Annotated in this window: 17 protein-coding genes; 4 read left to right on the plus strand and 13 right to left on the minus strand. The window is 71.5% G+C overall.

Annotation, left to right across the window (positions count from 1 at the left end):
• From zwf to pgl, 3 genes are all read left to right on the plus strand, one after another.
• Positions 1–1530 (plus strand): glucose-6-phosphate dehydrogenase, encoded by a 1530-nt coding sequence (gene zwf / locus ACIA6C_RS00540; RefSeq protein ID WP_361138048.1) that lies wholly within the window; start codon positions 1–3, stop codon positions 1528–1530.
• Positions 1527–2564: a glucose-6-phosphate dehydrogenase assembly protein OpcA gene (gene opcA / locus ACIA6C_RS00545; protein ID WP_399271873.1), complete on the plus strand. Its 1038-nt coding sequence runs from the start codon at positions 1527–1529 to the stop codon at positions 2562–2564. Before zwf ends, opcA begins: the two co-directional genes overlap by 4 nt.
• Positions 2565–2661: 97 nt before the next feature.
• A complete protein-coding gene (pgl, locus tag ACIA6C_RS00550) occupies positions 2662–3438 on the plus strand; it encodes a 6-phosphogluconolactonase (protein ID WP_361136228.1) in 777 nt (258 codons plus the stop codon).
• A 55-nt stretch (positions 3439–3493) separates the two neighbouring features.
• Here pgl and pgi read toward each other — a convergent pair whose 3' ends face one another.
• The 13 genes from pgi to ACIA6C_RS00615 form a co-directional block, all read right to left on the minus strand.
• Complete coding sequence (pgi, locus tag ACIA6C_RS00555; protein WP_399274407.1) at positions 3494–5152, minus strand: glucose-6-phosphate isomerase; 1659 nt, start codon at positions 5150–5152, stop codon at positions 3494–3496.
• A gap of 165 nt (positions 5153–5317) precedes the next feature.
• Positions 5318–5653 carry an RNA polymerase-binding protein RbpA gene (locus tag ACIA6C_RS00560; RefSeq protein ID WP_007263454.1) on the minus strand — a complete coding sequence of 112 codons (336 nt, stop codon included), beginning with the start codon at positions 5651–5653 and terminating at the stop codon, positions 5318–5320.
• Positions 5654–5834: 181 nt separating this feature from the next.
• Positions 5835–6056, minus strand: a complete 222-nt coding sequence (gene secG / locus ACIA6C_RS00565; RefSeq protein ID WP_190182709.1) for a preprotein translocase subunit SecG — start codon at positions 6054–6056, stop codon at positions 5835–5837.
• Positions 6057–6205: 149 nt separating this feature from the next.
• Entirely contained in the window at positions 6206–6982 is a 777-nt protein-coding gene (gene tpiA, locus ACIA6C_RS00570; RefSeq protein ID WP_361136193.1) for a triose-phosphate isomerase, read from the minus strand.
• A 6-nt stretch (positions 6983–6988) separates the two neighbouring features.
• Positions 6989–8200 (minus strand): phosphoglycerate kinase, encoded by a 1212-nt coding sequence (locus tag ACIA6C_RS00575; RefSeq protein WP_399271878.1) that lies wholly within the window; start codon positions 8198–8200, stop codon positions 6989–6991.
• A 142-nt stretch (positions 8201–8342) separates the two neighbouring features.
• A complete protein-coding gene (gene gap, locus ACIA6C_RS00580) occupies positions 8343–9350 on the minus strand; it encodes a type I glyceraldehyde-3-phosphate dehydrogenase (protein ID WP_361136190.1) in 1008 nt (335 codons plus the stop codon).
• Between the two features lie 232 nt (positions 9351–9582).
• Complete coding sequence (locus tag ACIA6C_RS00585) at positions 9583–12543, minus strand: M14 family zinc carboxypeptidase (protein WP_399271880.1); 2961 nt, start codon at positions 12541–12543, stop codon at positions 9583–9585.
• A 170-nt stretch (positions 12544–12713) separates the two neighbouring features.
• The gene (gene whiA, locus ACIA6C_RS00590; protein WP_030237199.1) at positions 12714–13709 is read right to left on the minus strand and encodes a DNA-binding protein WhiA; all 996 of its coding nucleotides are present in this window, start codon (positions 13707–13709) and stop codon (positions 12714–12716) included.
• On the minus strand, positions 13700–14764 hold the full coding sequence (yvcK, locus tag ACIA6C_RS00595; RefSeq protein ID WP_361136187.1) for a uridine diphosphate-N-acetylglucosamine-binding protein YvcK: 1065 nt from the start codon (positions 14762–14764) through the stop codon (positions 13700–13702). Before yvcK ends, whiA begins: the two co-directional genes overlap by 10 nt.
• A complete protein-coding gene (gene rapZ, locus ACIA6C_RS00600; RefSeq protein WP_361136185.1) occupies positions 14761–15795 on the minus strand; it encodes an RNase adapter RapZ in 1035 nt (344 codons plus the stop codon). Before rapZ ends, yvcK begins: the two co-directional genes overlap by 4 nt.
• A complete protein-coding gene (gene uvrC / locus ACIA6C_RS00605; RefSeq protein ID WP_399271884.1) occupies positions 15792–17780 on the minus strand; it encodes an excinuclease ABC subunit UvrC in 1989 nt (662 codons plus the stop codon). Before uvrC ends, rapZ begins: the two co-directional genes overlap by 4 nt.
• 636 nt (positions 17781–18416) lie before the next feature.
• Positions 18417–19199, minus strand: a complete 783-nt coding sequence (locus tag ACIA6C_RS00610) for a hypothetical protein (RefSeq protein WP_399271886.1) — start codon at positions 19197–19199, stop codon at positions 18417–18419.
• Between the two features lie 4 nt (positions 19200–19203).
• Complete coding sequence (locus ACIA6C_RS00615) at positions 19204–19794, minus strand: papain-like cysteine protease family protein (RefSeq protein ID WP_399271888.1); 591 nt, start codon at positions 19792–19794, stop codon at positions 19204–19206.
• A 229-nt stretch (positions 19795–20023) separates the two neighbouring features.
• On the opposite strand from ACIA6C_RS00615, the gene ACIA6C_RS00620 reads away from it, so the two are divergent.
• Complete coding sequence (locus ACIA6C_RS00620; RefSeq protein ID WP_399271890.1) at positions 20024–20962, plus strand: hypothetical protein; 939 nt, start codon at positions 20024–20026, stop codon at positions 20960–20962.
• Positions 20963–20972: the final 10 nt, after the last annotated feature.

The raw sequence follows: 20972 nt of genomic DNA on the forward strand, positions 1-20972 counted from the left end.
ATTTTGTCGGTGAACGGAGCGAACCCGCTTCGTGACGCACAGGACCGGCGGCTCCCGCGCATCGCGGGGCCGTCCGGCCTGGTCATTTTCGGCGTTACGGGTGACCTGTCGCGCAAGAAGCTCATGCCCGCCGTCTACGACCTCGCCAACCGCGGCCTGCTGCCCCCGGGCTTCTCGCTCATCGGGTTCGCCCGCCGCGAGTGGCACGACGAGGACTTCGCCCAGGAGGTGTACGAGGCCGTCAAGCAGCACTCGCGCACCCCCTTCCGCGAGGAGGTCTGGCAGCAGCTGGTCCAGGGCTGCCGCTTCGTCCAGGGCGAGTTCGACGACGACGCGGCCTTCGAGACCCTCAAGGCCACGATCGAGGAGCTCGACAAGGCGCAGGGCACGGGCGGCAACTTCGCCTTCTACCTGTCGGTCCCGCCCAAGTTCTTCCCCAAGGTGGTCCAGCAGCTCAAGGACCACGGTCTGGCGCAGAAGGAGGGGTCCTGGCGGCGCGCCGTCATCGAGAAGCCCTTCGGCCACGACCTCAAGAGCGCCGAGGAACTCAACAAGGTCGTCCACGAGGTCTTCCCGCGTGACGAGGTCTTCCGGATCGACCACTACCTCGGCAAGGAGACCGTCCAGAACATCCTGGCGCTCCGCTTCGCCAACACCATGTTCGAGCCGATCTGGAACCGGTCGTACGTCGACCACGTGCAGATCACGATGGCCGAGGACATCGGCATCGGCGGCCGGGCCGGTTACTACGACGGCATCGGCGCGGCCCGTGACGTCATCCAGAACCACCTGCTCCAGCTGCTGGCGCTGACCGCGATGGAGGAGCCCGGCTCCTTCCACCCCAAGGCGCTGGTGGCGGAGAAGCTCAAGGTGCTGACCGCCGTGGAGCTGCCGGAGGACCTGGGCAAGCACACCGTGCGCGGCCAGTACTCGGCGGCGTGGCAGGGCGGCGAGAAGGTCGTCGGGTACCTCGAAGAGGACGGCATCGACCCCAAGTCGAAGACCGACACCTACGCGGCCATCCGGCTGGAGATCAACAACCGCCGCTGGGCCGGCGTCCCGTTCTACCTGCGGACCGGCAAGCGCCTGGGCCGCCGGGTGACCGAGATCGCGGTCGTCTTCAAGCGGGCCCCGTACCTGCCGTTCGAGTCGGGCGCGACCGAGGAGCTGGGGCAGAACGCCCTGGTCATCCGGGTCCAGCCGGACGAGGGCGTGACGGTGCGTTTCGGCTCGAAGGTTCCGGGCACCTCCATGGAGGTCCGCGACGTGACGATGGACTTCGCCTACGGCGAGTCCTTCACCGAGTCCAGCCCCGAGGCGTACGAGCGGCTGATCCTCGATGTCCTGCTGGGTGACGCGAACCTCTTCCCGCGCCACCAGGAGGTCGAACTGTCCTGGAACATCCTCGACCCGATCGAGGAGTACTGGGACAAGCACGGGAAGCCCGCGCAGTACCCGGCGGGCACCTGGGGGCCGGTCGAGGCGGACGAGATGCTCGCACGAGACGGACGGAGCTGGCGCCGGCCATGAAGATCGACCTTACGGAGACCACCTCCAGCAAGATCAACGCCGCGTTGGTGCAGGCGCGCCGGGACATCGGCACGCCCGCCATCGGTATGGTCCTCACGCTGGTGATCGTGACCGACGAGGAGAACGCGTACGACGCGCTCAAATCGGCTAACGACGCGTCCCACGAACACCCTTCGCGGATCATCGTCGTGGTCAGGCGGGTCAGCCGCTCCCCCCGCAGCCGTCGCGACGCCCGGCTCGACGCGGAGATCCGCGTCGGGACGGACGCCGGCACCGGCGAGACGGTGGTGCTGCGCCTGCACGGTGAACTGGTCCACCACGCCCAGTCGGTGGTTCTCCCGCTCCTCCTGCCCGACGCCCCCGTGGTCGTCTGGTGGCCGGAGGGGGCTCCGACGGACCTGGCGGGCGACCCGCTGGGTGCGCTCGGTCAGCGCCGGATCGCGGACACGTACTCCTCGGAGGAGCCCATCGGCGCGCTCGGCGCCCGGGCCGAGGCGTACGCACCGGGCGACACGGACCTGTCGTGGACCCGGATCACGCCCTGGCGCTCGATGCTGGCCGCCGCGCTGGACCAGCAGAGGGTGTCGGTCGTCTCCGCCACCGTCGAGGGCGAGGACGAGAACCCCAGCTGCGAGCTGCTGGCCATGTGGCTGGCGGACCGCCTCGGCGTGCCGGTGACGCGCGCACTGTCCCAGGGCCCGGGCCTGACCGCCGTGCGCATGGAGACCAAGGACGGCCAGATCGTCCTGGACCGCGCGGACGGCGCCCTGGCGACGCTGTGCATGCCCGGTCAGCCCGACCGCGCGGTGGCCCTCAAGCGCCGGGAGACGGCCGAACTGCTCGCGGAGGAGCTGCGCCGGCTGGACCCGGACAACACGTACGAGGCCTCGCTGAAGTTCGGCGTGGACCGGCTGGAGGCGCCCGGGGCCCCGGCCCCCGCTGCCGCGGAACCCCCGGCGGAAGCCCCGGCGAAGGCCCCCGCGGCCAAGCCGGCCGCCAAGACCGCGGCGAAGAAGGCCACGGCCAAGCAGTGACGTTTCCACGGCCGCCGGCCGGATCCCCCTCGCGAGGGGGATCCGGCCGGCGGCCGCTCCCTTTCCGCACGAGCAAGAAGGCGGCACGCACATGGGTATGACGACTCCCCAGGTCGTCGTCCACCGGGACAAGGAACTGATGGCCCAGGCCACCGCGGCCCGGCTCATCACGAAGGTCGTGGACGCGCAGGCGGCCCGCGGCAGCGCCTCGGTGGTGCTGACCGGTGGCCGCAACGGCAACGGCCTGCTGGCCGCGCTCGCCGCGGCCCCGGCCCGGGACGCGATCGACTGGGCCCGGCTGGACCTGTGGTGGGGCGACGAGCGCTACGTCCCCGCCGACGACCCCGAGCGCAACCACGTCCAGGCCCGGGAGGCGCTGCTGGACGCCGTCCCCGTCGACCCGGCGCGCGTCCACGTGATGCCGGCCTCGGACGGCCCGTACGGGGCGGACGTGGACGCCGCGGCGGCGGCCTACGCCGAGGAGCTCCGCAAGGCCTCGGGGCCCGAGGACCACGGCCCGGTCCCCACCTTCGACGTGCTGATGCTGGGTGTCGGCCCGGACACGCACGTCGCGTCCCTGTTCCCGGAGCACCCGGCGGCGCGCGAGGCCGACCGCACGGTGGTCGGGGTGCACGGGGCGCCCAAGCCGCCGCCGACCCGGGTCTCGCTGACCCTCCCGGCGATCCGGGCGGCGCGCGAGGTCTGGCTGCTGGCCGCGGGCGAGGACAAGGCGGGCGCGGTGGCCATCGCGCTCGGCGGCGCGGGCGATGTCCAGGCGCCGGCGGCGGCCGCGTACGGGCGCAGCCGCACCCTGTGGCTGCTGGACCGCCCGGCGGCGGCGAAGCTGCCCCCGGGCCTCTACCCGCCGGCCTAGACCGGGTCCGGGCGGGTGCGGGGGCCTGCCGCGGCCCCCGCACCCGCCCGCCGGATCAGGAGCGGCCGCGCAGCTTGCGGTAGGTGGACACCAGCTCCCGGGTGGACGGGTCGAGGTCCTCGACGTGGGAGCCGTCGACCAGGGCCGGCTCGACCTGCTTGGCCAGCACCTTGCCCAGTTCGACGCCCCACTGGTCGAACGAGTCGATGTTCCACACCGCGCCCTGGACGAACACCTTGTGCTCGTACAGGGCGATCAGCTGGCCCAGTACCGCCGGCGTCAGCTCCTGCGCGAGGATCGTCGTGGTCGGGTGGTTGCCGCGGAACGTCTTGTGCGGCACCAGCGCCTCGGGGACGCCCTCCGCCCGCACTTCCTCTTCCGTCTTGCCGAAGGCCAGCGCCTGGGTCTGCGCGAAGAAGTTCGCCATCAGCAGGTCGTGCTGGGCCTCCAGTTCGGGTTCCAGTTCCGCCACCGGGCGGGCGAAGCCGATGAAGTCGGCCGGGATCATCCGGGTGCCCTGGTGGATCAACTGGTAGTACGCGTGCTGCCCGTTGGTGCCGGGCGTGCCCCAGACCACCGGCCCGGTGTTCCAGTCCACCGGATCGCCGTCGCGGTCCACGGACTTGCCGTTGGACTCCATGTCCAGTTGCTGCAAGTACGCGGTGAACCGCGAGAGGTAGTGGCTGTAGGGCAGCACCGCGTGGGACTGCGCGTCGAAGAAGCCCCCGTACCAGACGCCCAGCATGCCCATCAGCAGCGGCGCGTTCTGCTCCGGCGGCGCCGTACGGAAGTGCTGGTCCACGGTGTGGAAACCGCCCAGCATCTCCCGGAAGGCGTCCGGGCCGATCGCGATCATCAGGGAGAGTCCGATGGCCGAGTCGAAGGAGTAGCGGCCGCCGACCCAGTCCCAGAACCCGAACATGTTGGCCGGGTCGATGCCGAACTCCCCGACCTTCTCGGTGTTGGTGGACAGCGCCACGAAGTGCCGGGCGACCGCCGCGTCGTCACCGCCCAGGCCGGCCAGCAGCCAGGTCCGCGCCGAAGTGGCGTTGGTGATGGTCTCGATGGTCGTGAACGTCTTGGAGGCGATGATGAACAGCGTCTCGGCGGGGTCCAGTCCCCGCAGCGCCTCGTGCAGGTCGGCGCCGTCCACGTTGGACACGAAGCGCAGGGTCAGCCCGCGGTCGGTGAAGGCGCGCAGCGCCTCGTAGGCCATCGCCGGACCGAGGTCCGATCCGCCGATGCCGATGTTGACGACGTTCTTGATGCGCTTGCCGGTGAACCCGGTCCACTCCCCCGACCTGACCTGCTCGGAGAAGGCGGACATCTTGTCGAGCACGGCGTGCACGGCGGGCACGACGTTCTCGCCGTCCACCTCGACCACCGCGTCCCGGGGCGCGCGCAGCGCGGTGTGCAGGACCGCCCGGTCCTCCGTCGTGTTGATCTTCTCGCCGCGGAACATCGCGTCGCGCAGCTCGGCCACGCCGGTGGCCGACGCCAGTTCGCGCAGGAGTGCGAGCGTCTCGTCGGTGACGAGGTGCTTCGAATAGTCGATGTGCAGGTCCCCGACCCGCAGGGTGTAGCCGGCGCCCCGGCCGGGATTCGTCTCGAACAGCTCCCGCAGATGCGTCTGCCCCAGCGCTTCCCGGTGCTTGCCGAGTGCCAGCCACTCGGGCGTCCGGTTGAGCCTCGTCTTACGGCTGTCTGCGTTCATCTCGGACATCAACCCACTTCTTCCGTCCTGTTGTGCCCCGCCACGCCCCAACCTAAGGGATCAGAAGGGGGACAACGCGCACAAAGGGGCCCGGCCCGCGGGATTGTTCTCTCCCGCGGGCCGGGCCCCGAGTCACTCTCCAGTGCGACCTGCAAGGGCCGACTTTCAGATCTCGCCCCGGAGTTTGGCGAGCGCCTCGGCGAGGATCGCCTCGCCGTCGGCGTCGGTACGCCGCTCCCGCACGTAGGCCAGGTGCGTCTTGTACGGTTCGGTGCGCGGCGGCGCGGGCGGGTTGTCCCGGTCCTGGCCGGCGGGGAAGCCGCAGCGCGGGCAGTCCCAAGTGTCCGGTACCTGTGCGTCGCTGGCGAAGCTCGGCTGCGTCTCGTGCCCGTTCGAGCACCAGAAGGAGATGCGCAGGCGGGGCGCGGATTCGCCGCGCTCGGCCTCGCCCATCGGCCCCGCTCCGACCCGACTTCCACGGATCGCGTTGCCACTTGCCACGGTCGTAACTCCCTGCCTGATGGTGCCGCGGAGCGTGAGGGGTTTTCCGCTGCGGGCGCCCAAGTCTACGTAAGGCCGGGCGGCCGTCCAGCAACTGCAGGGGGCGCCCCCGCAGGAGCCCATGATAGGCCGCAGGGGGCGCGGCGGACCGGCACTATGGCCGGAACGGTCGGCTTGCGGGTTACTTCCTCAGCAGGCCGAGCGCGACGATGCAGGCGAACCACAGCAGGCCGATCACGACGGTGATGCGGTCCAGGTTGCGCTCGGCGACCGAGGAGCCGCCGACCGACGACTGCATGCCGCCGCCGAACATGTCGGAAAGGCCACCGCCCTTGCCCTTGTGCATCAGCACGAGCAGCATCAGCAGGGCGCTGAAGACGATCAGGGCGATCGAGAACCCCAGAATCACGGCTGGTTCCTACTTTCCTGGCTGTTCCGGCCATCCGATTGTGCCGGGCGCGGGGGCCAGTGGCTGGTGGTGCCGCCTCCTGGCCCCCGCAAGGGTACGACGGATCCGTCCTGGCGCATACTCGCTGCGGGGACGGCCGGGCCCTACTGGTCCCGGAAGCGGACGATCTTGACGAACTCGTCCACGTCCAGTGCCGCGCCGCCGATCAGGGCGCCGTCGACGTCGGGCTGGGCCATGATCGCGGCGATGTTGCCGGACTTGACGGAGCCGCCGTACTGGATGCGGACCTTGTCGGCCAGCTCCTGCGAGTACAGCTCGGCCAGCCGGCCGCGGATCGCCCCGCAGACCTCCTGGGCGTCCTCGGGGGTGGCGACCTCGCCCGTACCGATGGCCCAGACGGGCTCGTAGGCGATCACGATGGACTCGACCTGTTCGGCCGGGACCCCGGCCAGGCCGCCGTCGACCTGGGCGAGCGTGTGCTCGACCTGCCGGCCGGCCTTGCGGACGTCCAGGCCCTCGCCGACGCACAGGATCGGGGTGATCCCGTGGCGGTAGGCGGCCTTGACCTTGGCGTTGCAGAGCTCGTCGCTCTCGCCGTGGTACTGGCGGCGCTCGCTGTGGCCGACGGCCACGAAGGTGCAGCCCAGCTTGGCCAGCATCGGGCCGGAGATCTCGCCGGTGTAGGCACCGGAGTCCTGCGCCGAGATGTCCTGGGCGCCGTACTTGATCTTCAGCTTGTCGGAGTCGACCAGGGTCTGGACGGAGCGCAGGTCGACGAAGGGCGGCAGGACCGCGACCTCGACGGCGTCGTAGTCCTTGTCGGCGAGCGCGAAGGCGAGCTTCTGGACGTGCGCGATGGCCTCGAGGTGGTTGAGGTTCATCTTCCAGTTGCCCGCCATGAGCGGGGTGCGCGTGGTCATTTAGGGTCAGACCTCCAGTGCGGCGAGGCCGGGGAGCGTCTTGCCCTCGAGGTATTCGAGGGAGGCGCCGCCACCGGTCGAGATGTGGCCGAAAGCGTTCTCGTCGAAGCCGAGCGTGCGCACCGCGGCGGCGGAGTCTCCGCCGCCGACCACGGTGAACGCGTTGCTGTCGACGAGGGCCTGCGCGATCGCGCTGGTGCCTCCGGCGTAGTCGGGGTGCTCGAAGACGCCCACGGGACCGTTCCAGAAGACGGTCTCCGCGTCGGCGATCTTCGACGCGTACAGCTCACGGGTCTTGGGACCGATGTCCAGACCCTCCTTGTCGGCGGGGATCGCGTCCGCGTCGACGGTGATGAAGTCGGCCGGGGTCTTGCCCTTGAGGTCGGGGAAGTCCGCGGACGCGAGGATGTCAACCGGCAGGACCAGCTCGACGCCGTTCTTCTCGGCCCGGGCCATGTACTCCTTGACGACGTCCACCTGGTCCTTCTGGAGCAGGGAGATGCCGACCTCGAAGCCCTTGGCGTAGAGGAAGGTGTACGCCATGCCGCCGCCGATGAGGATGCGGTCGGCCTTGCCGAGGAGCTGGTCGATGACGGCGAGCTTGTCGGAGACCTTGGCGCCGCCCAGTACGACCACGTACGGGCGCTTGACCTTGGCGGTCAGCTTCTTGAGGACGCCGACCTCGGTGGCGATGAGGTAGCCGGCCGCGTGCGGCAGGCGCGCGGGCAGGTCGAAGACCGACGCGTGCTTGCGGTGGACGGCGCCGAAGCCGTCGCCGACGTAGAGGTCGGCCAGCTCGGCGAGCTGGTCGGCGAAGGCGCCGCGCTCGGCGTCGTCCTTCGAGGTCTCCCCGGCGTTGAAGCGCAGGTTCTCGATGACGGCGACCTGGCCGTCGGCGAGGGCCGCGACGGTCTCCTTGGCGGAGGAGCCGACGGTGTCGGTGGCGAACGCGACGTCCGCGCCGAGCAGCTCGCCGAGCCGCTTGGCGGCGGGGGCGAGCGAGAACGCCGGGTCCGGGGCGCCCTTGGGGCGGCCCAGGTGCGAGGCGACGATCACGCGTGCGCCGGCTTCGGCGAGCTTGGCGATGGTCGGCTGGACGGCGCGGATGCGCCCGTCGTCGGTGATCTCGGTGCCGGCGAGCGGCACGTTGAGGTCCGCGCGGACGAAGACCCGCTTGCCCACGACGCCCTCGGCGAGAAGTTCGTCGATCGTCTTCATGTGTTTCTACTCCTTATCCCCACGCGGGGTTTCCGTCCCGACCTGGGTGAGAGGGTACGAGACAAGCCACAGGGCCCGTGCGGCGCCTCATTGCGCCACTCGGACCCTGTGCCTCACATCGTGCTGCTGCCTGCGGTGACGATCAGAGCTGACCGCCGACGAACACCGTCAGGTCGACGAGGCGGTTGGAGTAGCCCCACTCGTTGTCGTACCAGCCGATGACCTTGACCTGGTTGCCGTCCTGAACCATGGTCAGGGACGCGTCGAAGGTGCAGGACGCGGGCCAGTTCACGATGTCGGAGGAGACGATCGCGTCCTCGGTGTAGTCGAGGATGCCCTTGAGCTGGCCCTCGGCGGCCTTCTGGAACGCCGCGTTGATCTCTTCCTTGGTGGTCTCGCGGGAGAGCTCCAGGACGAGGTCGGTGACCGAGCCGGTCGGGACCGGGACGCGCATGGCCATGCCGTCCAGCTTGCCCTTGAGCTGCGGGAGGACCAGCGCGGTGGCCTTGGCGGCACCGGTCGAGGTCGGGATGATGTTCTCGGCGGCGGCACGGGCGCGGCGCAGGTCCGAGTGCGGGAAGTCGAGGATGCGCTGGTCGTTGGTGTACGCGTGGACCGTCGTCATCATGCCCTTGACGATGCCGAAGTTCTCGTCGAGGACCTTGGCCATCGGCGCCACGCAGTTGGTGGTGCAGGAGGCGTTGGAGATGACGTGGTGGTTGGCCGCGTCGTACTTGTCCTGGTTGACGCCCATCACGATCGTGATGTCCTCGTCCTTGGCCGGGGCCGAGATGAGGACCTTCTTCGCGCCGGCCGCGATGTGCTTGGCGGCGTCGGCCTTCTTGGTGAAGATGCCGGTCGACTCGATGACGATGTCGGCGCCCAGCTCGCCCCAGGGCAGGTTGGCGGGGTCGCGCTCGGCGAACGTCTTGAAGGTGTTGCCGTCGACGGTGATGGTGTCGTCGGTGTGCGAGACCTCGGCCTTGAGGCGGCCGAGGATGGTGTCGTACTTGAGCAGGTGCACCAGAGTGGCGTTGTCAGTCAGGTCGTTGACACCGACGATCTCGATGTCCGCTCCCTGCTCAAGGAGCGCCCGGAAGTAGTTGCGGCCAATACGACCAAAACCATTGATGCCTACGCGGATCGTCACGAACCGATCTCCTCGTTGGTGCGCCGGTAAAAGTCCCCCGGCGAGCTGTATGGGATGTCCCCGACCGCTTACGACCCTACCTCTCCGTGAGCTTCTGAGTGACATCGGCCGACGGCTGACACTCCCCTGCTTCCCAGGAATGACACCGCGAGGCCCCGTACCGGACGGGCCGGTACGGGACCTCTGAGACCTTGTCCCCGTTACCCGGAGTGAGGGCCCGCTAAGCCTGGAATCAGTGGTTCAGTGAACGGAGTGCCTTACCGACGAGTACGGCGCGGTCGGCCGCCGTCGGGAGGTGCTCCAGGCCGAAACCGAGCAGGACCGTGTCACGCGTAGTGACAGCGGCGTACGACTTGAACAGCTCCCCGGACCTGTACCAGTCGCCCGGGACGACGGGACTGCCGGCCGGTGCGTCCTGCGCCGTCCACGCCCCCAGCGAGGTCTCGAAGCCCTCGACGGCCTGGTCCGCCCCGGCGACGTTGAGCCTCGCCTCGTCGGCGAAGACGCCGCGGCCGCCCGCCCCGCCGTCGGTGACGTACGACAGTGACAGCTCGACGGACTTGCCGGCGTAGGCGCTCAGGTCGAAGGAGACCTGCTTCCAGCCGCCCGAGGAGCCGGTGAAGCTGTTCCACGCCCCGCTGCTGCCGTGCGGCGCGCAGCCGCCGGCGCCCAGGTCGAGGTAATGGCGCAGGAAGGGGTGTCCGTTGATGAAGAATCCGGCCTCGCACTCGGCGGGGACGGCGGTGCTGCTGAGGCCTCCTGCCTCGGGCAGCGTGGTCCAGTTCTCCGCCCCGACGGTGTGCGCCTCCAGGACGGCGTGGTCGTAGCCCGGCTCGGTGTTCCAGTTGAGGGCCGCCTTGAGCTGGGGCTTGTCCGCGGCCGTGACACCCGTGAGGTCGATGGTGCGGGTCAGCCGCTTCCACTCGTTGTCCGCGTGGGTGGCCGCGGCCATCCCGGTGCCCGCGTAGGGGGCGTACGGGTTCACGATCCCGGCGTACTGACCCGCCTGCGCGCTCTTGAACTGCGGGAAGCGCGCCGGTGGCAGGGTCTCGGAGGTCACCGAGTAGGAAGCGGGGTGGTCCAGCGGGTTGTCCGCCGCGTTCCCGAGGGCGCCCTTGGCGCCGGTGAGGGCGCCCGCGCCGGTGAAGGCGGTGGGCCCGCTGACGTCGGCCCGGCCGTAGGCGCCGAGGTAGTACTGGCTGAAGTCGTCGGTGGCGGCGCGGCCGATCTGGGCGTCGCCGCCCGCCAGCTCGCCGGCCTCGATCAGTTTGCCGCCCTCGTTGAGGAAGTCGCGCACCGCGAGCTGGGTGTCGCCGCCGGGGCTCTTGGCCCCGGTGTAGTGGACGACCGTGCGGAAGTGGGAGAGCACCCCGAGGTGGTGCGGGACGCCCTGGGTGGCGACGTCCCAGACGGCCGCCTTCCTGCCGTTGGCGCGCAGGGCGTCGACGTACTCCTGGGCGTGGGTGGCCTTGGCGCCTTCCTCGGCGATCACGAGGACGTCGGCGTCGCGGGGCCTCTCGGCGACCGTGTAGGTGAAGTGCTCGCTGGAGACCTCCCTGCCGCGGTCGCGGCCGGTGAACCAGACCTCGACCTTGTCACCCGGCTTGGTGCCGTCCACCTCGGCCCGGTACTCGTCGAACCAGTTGTTGTCGTCGCCGCCGTAGACGTCACCGCCCTTCCAGGCTTTGAGCCCGTCGTCGTGCGTGCGGCCGCCGTTGACGCGGAATTTGAGCTGCTTGTCCTGCAGCGCCTTGCGGGCGGTGACGGAGACGGTCTGGTCCTCGCCGCGCTGCACGTAGGAGGTGGTGAAGGGGTCCACGGTGAAGTCGGCGGCGCTCAGGCCGACGGAGGACACCGGCCGGTCCGGGTGCGCGGCGCTCTCGGCGACCGACAGCGCGAAGGCGACGTTCTTGGCAAACTCGGCCTGGATGAGCTTCTCGTCGTCCGGGAAGTTGAAGACGGACGGGCAGTCCTCGGGCTTCCACCGGTCGGTCGGATCGACTGCGGAGGCCGTCTGGCAGGTGCTCATCTCCGGCGTGAACATCATGACGCCGTTGACGTTGGCCGCGTGGCCGTCGGCCTCGCCGTTGGTGGTGTAGAGCTCCGAGGACACCTGGGGGTAGTAGCCGGGGATGGCCGAGTGCCCGGGGGTGCCGGCGAGCGCCTTGTAGGCCACGTCGTCGGGCGTGGGCGTGGCGACCTGCCAGCCCACTCCGTAGAGCAGCAGCTCGGCGGCCGAGTGGTAGTTGATCGCGTACGCGAAGCCGACACGCTTCTCGAACGCGTCGAGGGCGACGGTCTCGGGCTCGGAGTTCGGGCCCGGGCCCCGGTAGGTCTCGCTCGACGGGTTCTCGGAGGAGCCCTCGTCGTCGTAGCCCCAGCGATAGGCGAAGTTCCGGTTGGGGTCGACCCCGTCGACGGCGGTGATCTTGCCGTCGCCGTCGTTGTCGCGCAGGTTCTTGCGCCACAGCCGCTGACCGTCGGGGGCGTGCGTGTAGTCGTAGCCGTCGGGGTTGGCGGAGAGCAGGAACCAGAGCTCGGTGGAGTCCACCAGCTTGGTGATCCGCTGGTCCTTGCCGTAGGTGTCCAGCGTCCGGTGCATCAGCCGCCGGGTCATCTCGGGCGTGATCCACTCGCGGGCGTGCTGGTTGGACATGTAGAGCACCGAGGGCTTGGAGCCGTCCTTGGTCTTCTTGGCGTCCTTGGTGACCTTCAGGGCGAGGATGTCCTTGCCCCGGCCGGTCTTGCCGATGGAGACGACCTTGGTGAGCGACGGGTTGTCCCGGGCGGTCTTGAGGATCTCCTCCTGGAGGCCGCCCTTGCCGCTGTAGGGGCGGAAGACGCCGTCCCCGGGGGCTTCGGCGCGGGCGGTCGCGGCGGTCTTGCGCTCGGCGATCTTGACGCCTTGTGCGGCGAGCCCCCGGGCCTGCCCGGCGGTGAGGAACAGTTCGACCTTCGCCGTACCGGTCTGGGGCGGGTGCTCGGCCAGCTCGTGGGCGTCCTGGCCGGCGGCGAGGACGAGCGGGAGCTGTTCCTTGGTGATGTCGGCGTCGTAGACCCGGACCTCGTCGGAGGCCGGTCCGGCTCCGCCGTCCGCCGCGGGCCGGGCGTGTGCCGCTACGGGTGATGCGGCGAGTGTGGTTCCGATGACGAGTGCGCTTGCGGCGAGGATCGATCTCGCGCGGTGCCTCATGTGCCCCCCTGGGCGTCGTCTGCCACGAAAGCGTTGGGAGCCAGGCTCACGATCGTCCATGCCCATGTCAATGGGGCGTACGACGGGGGGCCCGCACGATCACCCGTGCGGGCCCGTGTCCTCCCTGCTCGGGGCGCAGACCGCCAGGGAAGGGGGAGTCTCGGGGAGGATCAGCCGGCCATGTTGTCGGCCAGTTCCTCACTGAGGTCGAGGTTCGACTCCGTGCCCGGGATGCCCAGGTCCTGCGCCCGCTTGTCGGCCATCGCCAGCAGCCGCCGGATCCGGCCCGCGACCGCGTCCTTGGTCAGCGGCGGGTCGGCGAGCGCGCCCAGCTCCTCCAGGGAGGCCTGCTTGTGCTCCATGCGCAGCCGGCCCGCTGCGGCGAGGTGCTCGGGGACCTCCTCGCCGAGGATCTCCAGCGCTCGCTGCACACGGGCTCCGGCGGCCACCGCGGCCCGCGCCGAGCGGCGCAGGTTGGCGTCGTCGAAGTTCGCGAGACGGTTGGCGGTGGCGCGCACCTCGCGCCGCATCCGGCGCTCCTCCCACGCCAGCACCGACTCGTGGGCGCCCAGCCGGGTCAGCAGCGCGCCGATCGCGTCGCCGTCGCGGACCACGACCCGGTCCACGCCGCGCACCTCGCGCGCCTTCGCGGCGATCGAGAGCCTGCGGGCGGCACCCACCAGGGCCAGGGCGGCCTCCGGTCCCGGGCAGGTGACCTCCAGGGAGGAGGACCGGCCCGGCTCGGTCAGCGAGCCGTGGGCCAGGAAGGCGCCGCGCCAGGCCGCCTCGGCGTCACAGGTGGCCCCGGAGACGACCTGCGGGGGCAGGCCGCGGATGGGGCGCCCGCGCCCGTCCACCAGACCGGTCTGGCGGGCCAGCTGGTCCCCGCCGGCCACGACGCGGACGACGAAGCGGCTGCCGCGGCGCAGCCCGCCCGGGGCCATCACCACCAGGTCCGAGGAGTGCCCGAAGATCTCCAGGATGTCCTTGCGCAGGCGCCGGGCGGCGATGCCCGTATCGAGCTCCGCCTCGATGACGATGCGGCCGCTCACCAGGTGCAGCCCGCCCGCGAACCGAAGGATCGCCGAGACCTCCGCCTTCCTGCAGCAGGTCCGGGTGACGGGGAGGCGGGAGATCTCATCCTTCACCGCGGGCGTCATCGCCATGGGCCGATCCTTCCATGCATCCGAAAAATACGGTCGTACGCGGCGGCCAGCAGCTCCGGGTCGTGCTTCGGAGCCCCGTCCTGCCTGGCCACGGGCGCCAGCTCGACCGCGGCGCCGAACCGTTTTGCGGCATCGGCCAGGGACTCGCGATCGGGCACGGCGGCCTCGTCGGCCAACACCACGTCCAGGGCGAGTTTAGGGGCGTGTCGGGCCAAAACCTCCAAATGACGCTGCGGAGAGAAGCCCTCTGTTTCGCCGGGCTGGGGCGCGAGGTTCAGCGAGAGCACCCTGCGGGCCTTCGTCGCGATCAGCGCGTCGAGCAGTTCCGGCACCAGCAGGTGCGGGATCACCGACGAGAACCAGGACCCCGGCCCGAGCACCACCCAGTCCGCGTCGAGCACGGCCGCGACCGCCTCCGGCACGGCCGGCGGATCACCCGGGACGACCTGCACGGACAGCACCTCGCCGGGGGTCAGGGCCACCGTGGCCTGCCCCCGTACCGTGTCCACGTCCTCCGGGCGCGCCGGGTCGTGGCCCTTGACCAGCGCCTGGAGCTCCAGCGGGACCGCCGACATGGGCAGCACCCTGCCCTGCGCGCCGAGCAGCTTGCCGACCAGGTCGAGCGCCTGCACGGGGTCGCCGAGCTGCTCCCACAGGGCGACGATCAGCAGGTTGCCGACGGCGTGCTCGTGCAGGTCCCCGGCCGACTGGAACCGGTGCTGGATGACGCGGGACCAGGTCTGGCCCCACTCGTCGTCCCCGCACAACGCGGCCAGCGCCTTGCGCAGGTCCCCGGGCGGCAGCACGCCGAGCTCCTCGCGGAGCCGGCCGCTGGAACCGCCGTCGTCGGCGACGGTGACCACGGCCGTGAGCTCGCCGGTGATCCGGCGCAGCGCGGCCAGGGAGGCCGACAGGCCCATGCCCCCGCCGAGGGCGACGACCTTGGGCGCGACCACCTTGGCGGCGGCGCGGCGCCCGGTGCGGCCCGCGCCGTCCTCGCCCCGGCCGGGGGCGAGCCGGCGCAGGCGGCGCAGGCGCAGGGAGCGTCCGGTCACTCGCGCCCCATGTCCCGGTGGACGACGACGGTCTCTACTCCCTCGGAGGCGAGGCGGGCCGCGAGCTTCTCGGACATGGCCACGCTGCGGTGCTTGCCGCCCGTGCAGCCGACCGCGATGGTCACGTACCGCTTGCCCTCGCGGCGGTAGCCGGTGGCGATGAGCTGGAGCAGCTCGGTGTACCGGTCCAGGAACTCCTTGGCGCCGGGCTGGCTGAACACGTACCCCGACACCTCGGGGTTGAGCCCGGTGAAGGGGCGCAGCTCCGGGACCCAGTGCGGGTTGGGGATGAACCGGCAGTCGACGACGAGGTCGGCGTCGACGGGGAGGCCGTACTTGTAGCCGAAGGACATGACGGTGGCCCGCAGCTCGGGCTCCTCGTCGCCCGCGAACTGGGCGTCCATCTTGGCGCGCAGCTCGTGCACGTTCAGGCTGGAGGTGTCGATGACGAGGTCGGCGTCACCGCGCAGCTCGCGCAGCAGGTCCCGCTCGGCGGCGATGCCGTCGACGATGCGTCCGTCGCCCTGGAGAGGGTGCGGGCGGCGGACCGACTCGAAGCGGCGGACCAGCGCGTCGTCGGAGGACTCCAGGAAGACGATGCGGCGGGTGACGCCGCGGGACTCCAGGTCGGCGAGGGACTCGCGCAGCGCGTCGAAGAACTGGCGGCCGCGGACGTCCACGACGACGGCGATGCGCGCCACGTTGCCCTGCGAGCGGGCGCCGAGCTCCACCATGGTGGGGATCAGCGCCGGCGGGAGGTTGTCCACGACGAACCAGCCGAGGTCCTCCAGGCACTTGGCCGCGGTACTGCGGCCGGCCCCGGACATCCCGGAGATGATCACCAGCTCGGGGATGGCCGCCTCGGCGGTATCGCCGGGCTCCACTGTCGTGCCCGTACTCACCTGTGCTCCGTCTCGGTCGTGCTCTGTGTCGTTCCGGTCTGCTGCGTCGTTCCGGTCTGCCGCGTCGGCCGCGTGGTCATCGACCGCGTGGTCGTTCACAGCGTGGTCGTTCGCCGGTCGCTCGGTCATGGCGTTGTCCCCCGTTCGGACTCGTCTTCAATGATCTCTCCTGTCGCCATGTTGACGGCAGGACGGGCGGGGACGGCCTGGGCGAGCGCGGCGGCCACGGTCTCGGCCGTCTTGCGGCCTATGCCCGGGACCTCGCAGATCTGGTCGATTGTCGCCGCTCTGAGCTTCTTCACCGAACCGAAGTGCTTGATCAGGGCCTGCTTGCGGCTCTCGCCGAGGCCGGGCACCTCGTCCAGCGGGCCCGCCTTGAACCGCTTTGCGCGCTTGTTGCGCTGGTACTGGATGGCGAAGCGGTGGGCTTCGTCACGGACCCGCTGGAGCAGGTAGAGGCCCTCGCTGGTGCGGGGCAGCACCACCGGGTCGTCCTCGCCGGGCAGCCACACCTCCTCCAGCCGCTTGGCGAGGCCGCACACCGCCACGTCGTCGATCCCCAGCTCCTCCAGGGCCCGCTTGGCGGCCGCGACCTGCGGCCGGCCGCCGTCGACCACGACGAGCTGCGGCGGGTACGCGAAGCGCTTGGGGCGCCCGTCGTCCTCTTCCGGGCCGTCCGCCTCCCCGTCCTCGGGGGACCACTCGCCCGTCTTCAACTTCTCCTGGAGGTAGCGCCGGAAACGCCGGGAGACCACCTCGTGCATGGAGCGGACGTCGTCCTGGCCCTCGAACGACTTGATCTGGAAGCGCCGGTATTCGCTCTTGCGGGCCAGCCCGTCCTCGAAGACGACCATCGAGGCCACGACGTCGTCGCCCTGGAGGTGCGAGATGTCGAAACACTCGATGCGCAGCGGCGCGCCGTCCAGCTCCAGGGCCTCGGCGATCTCCTCCAGGGCGCGGGAGCGGGTGGTGAGGTCCGCGGCCCGCTTGGTCTTGTGCAGGGCGAGGGACTGCTGCGCGTTGCGGTGGACGGTCTCCATGAGGGCCTTCTTGTCCCCGCGCTGCGGGATGCGCAGGCTGACCTGCGAGCCGCGCCGCTCGGCGAGCCACTGGCCGAGCACCGGCGTGTCCTCGGGCAGGGCGGGAACCAGCACCTCCTTGGGGACGGCCTCGCCCTTCTCCTCGCCGTAGAGCTGCTGGAGGGCGTGCTCGACCAGCCCCGCGGTGTCGACGGCCTCCACCTTGTCGGTGACCCATCCGCGCTGGCCGCGGACCCGGCCGCCGCGTACGTGGAAGATCTGCACGGCGGCTTCGAGCTCGTCCTCGGCGACGGCGATGAGGTCGGCGTCGGTGGCGTCGGCGAGCACGACGGCGTTCTTCTCCATGGCCCGGCGCAGTGCGCCTATGTCGTCGCGCAGCCGGGCGGCCTTCTCGTACTCCATGTCCTCGGCGGCCTCGTGCATCCGCGCTTCGAGCCGGGAGAGGTACGTCCCCGTCCGCCCCGCCATGAAGTCGCAGAAATCCTCGGCGAGTTCGCGGTGTTCCTCGGGGGTGACGCGGCCGACGCAGGGTGCGGAGCACTTGCCGATGTAGCCGAGCAGGCAGGGGCGGCCGATCTGGGCGGAGCGCTTGAACACGCCGGCGGAGCAAGTCCGCACGGGGAACACCCGGAGCATCAGGTCGACGGTCTCGCGGATCGCCCAGGCGTGTCCGTAGGGCCCGAAGTAGCGCACGCCCTTCTTCTTGGGGCCGCGCATGACCTGGACCCGGGGGTACTCCTCGTTCATCGTCACGGCGAGGGAGGGGTAGCTCTTGTCGTCCCGGTACTTGACGTTGAACCGGGGGTCGAACTCCTTGATCCAGGAGTATTCGAGCTGGAGCGCCTCGACCTCGGTGGAGACGACGGTCCATTCGACGGAGGCGGCGGTCGTCACCATCGTGGCGGTACGGGGGTGCAGGTTCGCGACGTCCTGGAAGTAGCTGGCCAGGCGTTGGCGCAGGCTCTTGGCCTTCCCGACGTAGATCACCCGGCGGTGCTCGTCGCGGAACTTGTAGACGCCCGGGGACTCGGGGATCTGCCCCGGCTGGGGGCGGTAGCTGGAAGGGTCGGCCATGCCAACCACCCTACTGTCGCCCACGGACAACCCACCCCACGCCTCTCCCCCGGCCGGGGGTGGTGAACCGGATCCCGTGGCCGGCCCGCGCCGGGAACGGGCCGTCACCGAACCCGCCCGGCGATCGAGGGCCCGAGCTCGGAGCGCCCGGGCCGGGTGCGGGGGGACGGGGTGAGCCCCCGGGCCGGGGGCTCGCACCCGAGGGCGGTGACGGGGCGGAGCCCGGCGCGGGGGGGGGCGGGGTCAGCGCCCGGGCCGGGGCGGGGGGTGCCCACCCCGGGGCCGGGGCGGGGGGGGCGGAGCGCCGGGAGGCTCCGCCGCCCGGCGGTTGAGGCGCGGGCGCAGAGCCCGGCCCGGGGGGCCGGGGGCCCGCCCCCGGTTTCGGGAAGGGGCGGGGAGGGGGAACGGCCCCGCGCAGCGGACCCCCGGGACGGGGCCCGGCGGGCTCCCCGCCGGAGCCCGCGAGGTCGCGAACGCGACCCGGCCGGGCAGGTGAACAGAGGCGCGGGGCCCAGGATGGGCCCGTCGGCGGGCCCTGCCGCCTGGCGGGGCGGCAGGGTCCGGCGGGGGCGGGGAGCTCCGGCAACGCGGCGGGGTGCGGTGCCGCGGCGCCTCGGGGCGGCAGGGCCCGGGGGGCTAGGGCCGGCGCAGGGGCCGGCGGCGGCGGAGGATCAGTCCGGCACCGGCGCCGGCCAGGGCCAGGCCTCCGGCGGCGGCGCCGACCGGTATGTCCGGGGAGCTGCCGGCGGAGCCGTCCGCGTAGCCCCCGGCCTCGCCGGCCTTCGCGTACGCCGACCCCGGCAGCTTGTCCCCGTACGCCCGGGCGACCCGCGCCCGATACGCGGCCAGGCTCGTGCCCCCGGCTCCGACGGCCCGCTCCGCGTCCTCGTCCAGCGGCAGCACCTTCACGCCCTGGGCCACGTACCACGCGTCGATCTGCGGCTCCCGGAACACCGTCCCGCCGGGCAGTTTCTCCGCGCCGAGCCGCGCGTAGCGGAACTCGTCGTCTCCGGTGGCGATGTTCACCACCTGCCACCCGGACTCCGTCCGCGCCGTCCACAGCGCGGCCTGCTGACCGTCCGAGGACACCGCCTTGCTGGCGAGGAACTCCAGCCGGGCGACCGGCGCCCCGGCCTTGCCCGCCACGAAGTCCGGCGAGAGGTAGTTCACCGGGATCGCCTCGCCCTCCACCCGCGGCTGGGCGGCGCTCACCGCCACCTTGCCCTCCCGCGCGAAGAACCGGGACAGGGTGGCCATCGTTGCGGGCGCGGCGGCCGCCTGCCCCGCCGCCGCCTTGACCTCGGCGGTCGCGGACTGCGGCTGGGGCACGGGCGCCGCCTGCGCCTGCGGTGCCAGCGCCAGGCAGGCGGCGGTGGCGAGGACCGCGACGGCGGCGGTACGCAGCTGGTCGGCGTTCACGCGGTCACGCTCCGATCCGGTAGAGGGAGTGGGTCCAGGAGAAGGTGCTGTTGTCGACGTACCAGGCGTGGGAGGCCCAGTTGTAGCGGTTGTTGGAGGGCCAGGGGTCGCCCCAGTACACCCAGCTGCTCGCGGTGTCGTACCCGTACAGCACGTGCATGTGGCCGCCCCCGTTGGACCACTGGATGCGGGTCTCGATCGGCCGGTCGGCGTTGATCTCGCTCTGGACGGTCGAGTACTGGAGCCAGCCGGTCACGTACGAGCCGGAGCTGATGCCGGCCCAGCGCAGGGCGGTCTGGACGTTGCCCAAGGTGGCCTGGCTGTTGGGGCATTCGGTGCCCTGCTGGCGGTTGAAGGCGGCGTTGCAGAACTGGTTCTGGCTGTAGTTGCGGCCGAACCAGGTGGCGATGGTGTTGCCGGAGGCGGCCCAGCACCAGTTGGTCTTCTGCTGCGCCTGCATCGTGATGTCGAGGCGGTTGTAGGACAGGGCGGATTGCGTGCCGGCATCGGCGGCGGTGGCGGTGCCGGCGGGCAGTGCGAACAGCAGGGCGGTGAGGAAGGCGGCCAGGGAAAGCCGCCGGTGGGGATTGCGCATCGCGTTCCTCCCGTGGGGGGAGTGGGGATGGAGGAGCGCGTCCGGACGCTGAGGGGAGCATCAGGGTGTTGTCGCGATCAGGTCAACAGGCTTCAATGCACGGTGACATCGAGGTGTGAACGGCGGGTCGCCGGTGTGAACGGCGGCCGTCCTGTCACCTGGACCACAGAAGTCACCGGCGCGGTCCGCCGCCCCGCCGCACGTGAACGTTCACAGGAGGGAGCACGCCGTGCGGCCGAGCGCCGACAGCAACCCGGACCTGCCGCGACTGCTGCGCGGCGGCCCCTTCCACCTCGCGCTGCGCGCCGCGCTGACCGCCCGCGGCCTGCCCCTGCACCGGGTGCAGCACCGGCTCGCGGCCCAGGGCATCAAGGTCGGCGTGACCAGCCTCAGCTACTGGCAGCAGGGCGCCCGGCGCCCTCAGCGCCCCGAGTCGCTGAGGGCCGTACGGGCCCTGGAGCAGATCCTGGAACTGCCCGAGGGAACGTTACTGCGGCTGCTGCCCGCACCCCAGGCCGCCCGGTCCGCACCCAGCCGTCCGCCCGCCCGCTCCTACCGGGCCCTGGTCAGTGCGGGCGCGGCGGTGGACGAGCTGCTGGCCGGCCTGGAACTGCCCGCCGACGGCGGCCTCCACACGGTAGGCCACCACGAGCGGGTGCGCGTCGGCGCGCGCGGTGAACTGCTGGACCGCACCTCGCAGCACGTCGTACGGGCCCACCGCGACGGTGTCGACCGCTACCTCGCCGTCCACCACGGCGACCCGGGCTGCGACCCGGAGCGGATCCGCGTCCGCGCGGGCGAGAACTGCCGGACCGGGCGGGTGCGGTGGCACCGCGAGGCCGGGGTGGTGGTCGCGGAGCTGCTCTTCGACGCCCGGCTGCGCAGCGGCGACACGTACCTCTTCGGCTACGGCTTCGAAGACGGCACGGGCGGCCGGTGCACCGAGTACGTACGCGGGTTCGCCTACACCGGCGGGCAGTACGTGCTCCAGGTCCGCTTCGACGAGGCGGCCCTGCCGGTGCGCTGCCGGCGCTTCACCCGCAGCGGCCCGGGCGCGCCGCGCACCGCACTGACGGACCTGACCCCGAGCGGACGCCACCGGGCGGTGCACCTCGTGGAGGAGTCGGTCCGGCGCGGCATCCTGGGCATCGCCTGGGACTGGGACTGAGCCGCTCAGC

Origin of the sequence: Streptomyces sp. NPDC051578 (genome assembly GCF_044454045.1) — a bacterium.
GTDB lineage: Bacteria > Actinomycetota > Actinomycetes > Streptomycetales > Streptomycetaceae > Streptomyces.

Bases quoted from the DNA above. Each gene is read 5' to 3' on its own strand.
- opcA (WP_399271873.1), top strand. From the start codon at position 1,527: ATGAAGATCGACCTTACGGAGACCACCTCCAGCAAGATCAACGCCGCG.
- pgl (WP_361136228.1), top strand. From the start codon at position 2,662: ATGACGACTCCCCAGGTCGTCGTCCACCGGGACAAGGAACTGATGGCC.
- pgi (WP_399274407.1), bottom strand. From the start codon at position 5,152: ATGAACGCAGACAGCCGTAAGACGAGGCTCAACCGGACGCCCGAGTGG.
- tpiA (WP_361136193.1), bottom strand. From the start codon at position 6,982: ATGACCACGCGCACCCCGCTCATGGCGGGCAACTGGAAGATGAACCTC.
- ACIA6C_RS00575 (WP_399271878.1), bottom strand. From the start codon at position 8,200: ATGAAGACGATCGACGAACTTCTCGCCGAGGGCGTCGTGGGCAAGCGG.
- ACIA6C_RS00585 (WP_399271880.1), bottom strand. From the start codon at position 12,543: ATGAGGCACCGCGCGAGATCGATCCTCGCCGCAAGCGCACTCGTCATC.
- whiA (WP_030237199.1), bottom strand. From the start codon at position 13,709: ATGGCGATGACGCCCGCGGTGAAGGATGAGATCTCCCGCCTCCCCGTC.
- rapZ (WP_361136185.1), bottom strand. From the start codon at position 15,795: ATGACCGAGCGACCGGCGAACGACCACGCTGTGAACGACCACGCGGTC.
- uvrC (WP_399271884.1), bottom strand. From the start codon at position 17,780: ATGGCCGACCCTTCCAGCTACCGCCCCCAGCCGGGGCAGATCCCCGAG.
- ACIA6C_RS00615 (WP_399271888.1), bottom strand. From the start codon at position 19,794: ATGCGCAATCCCCACCGGCGGCTTTCCCTGGCCGCCTTCCTCACCGCC.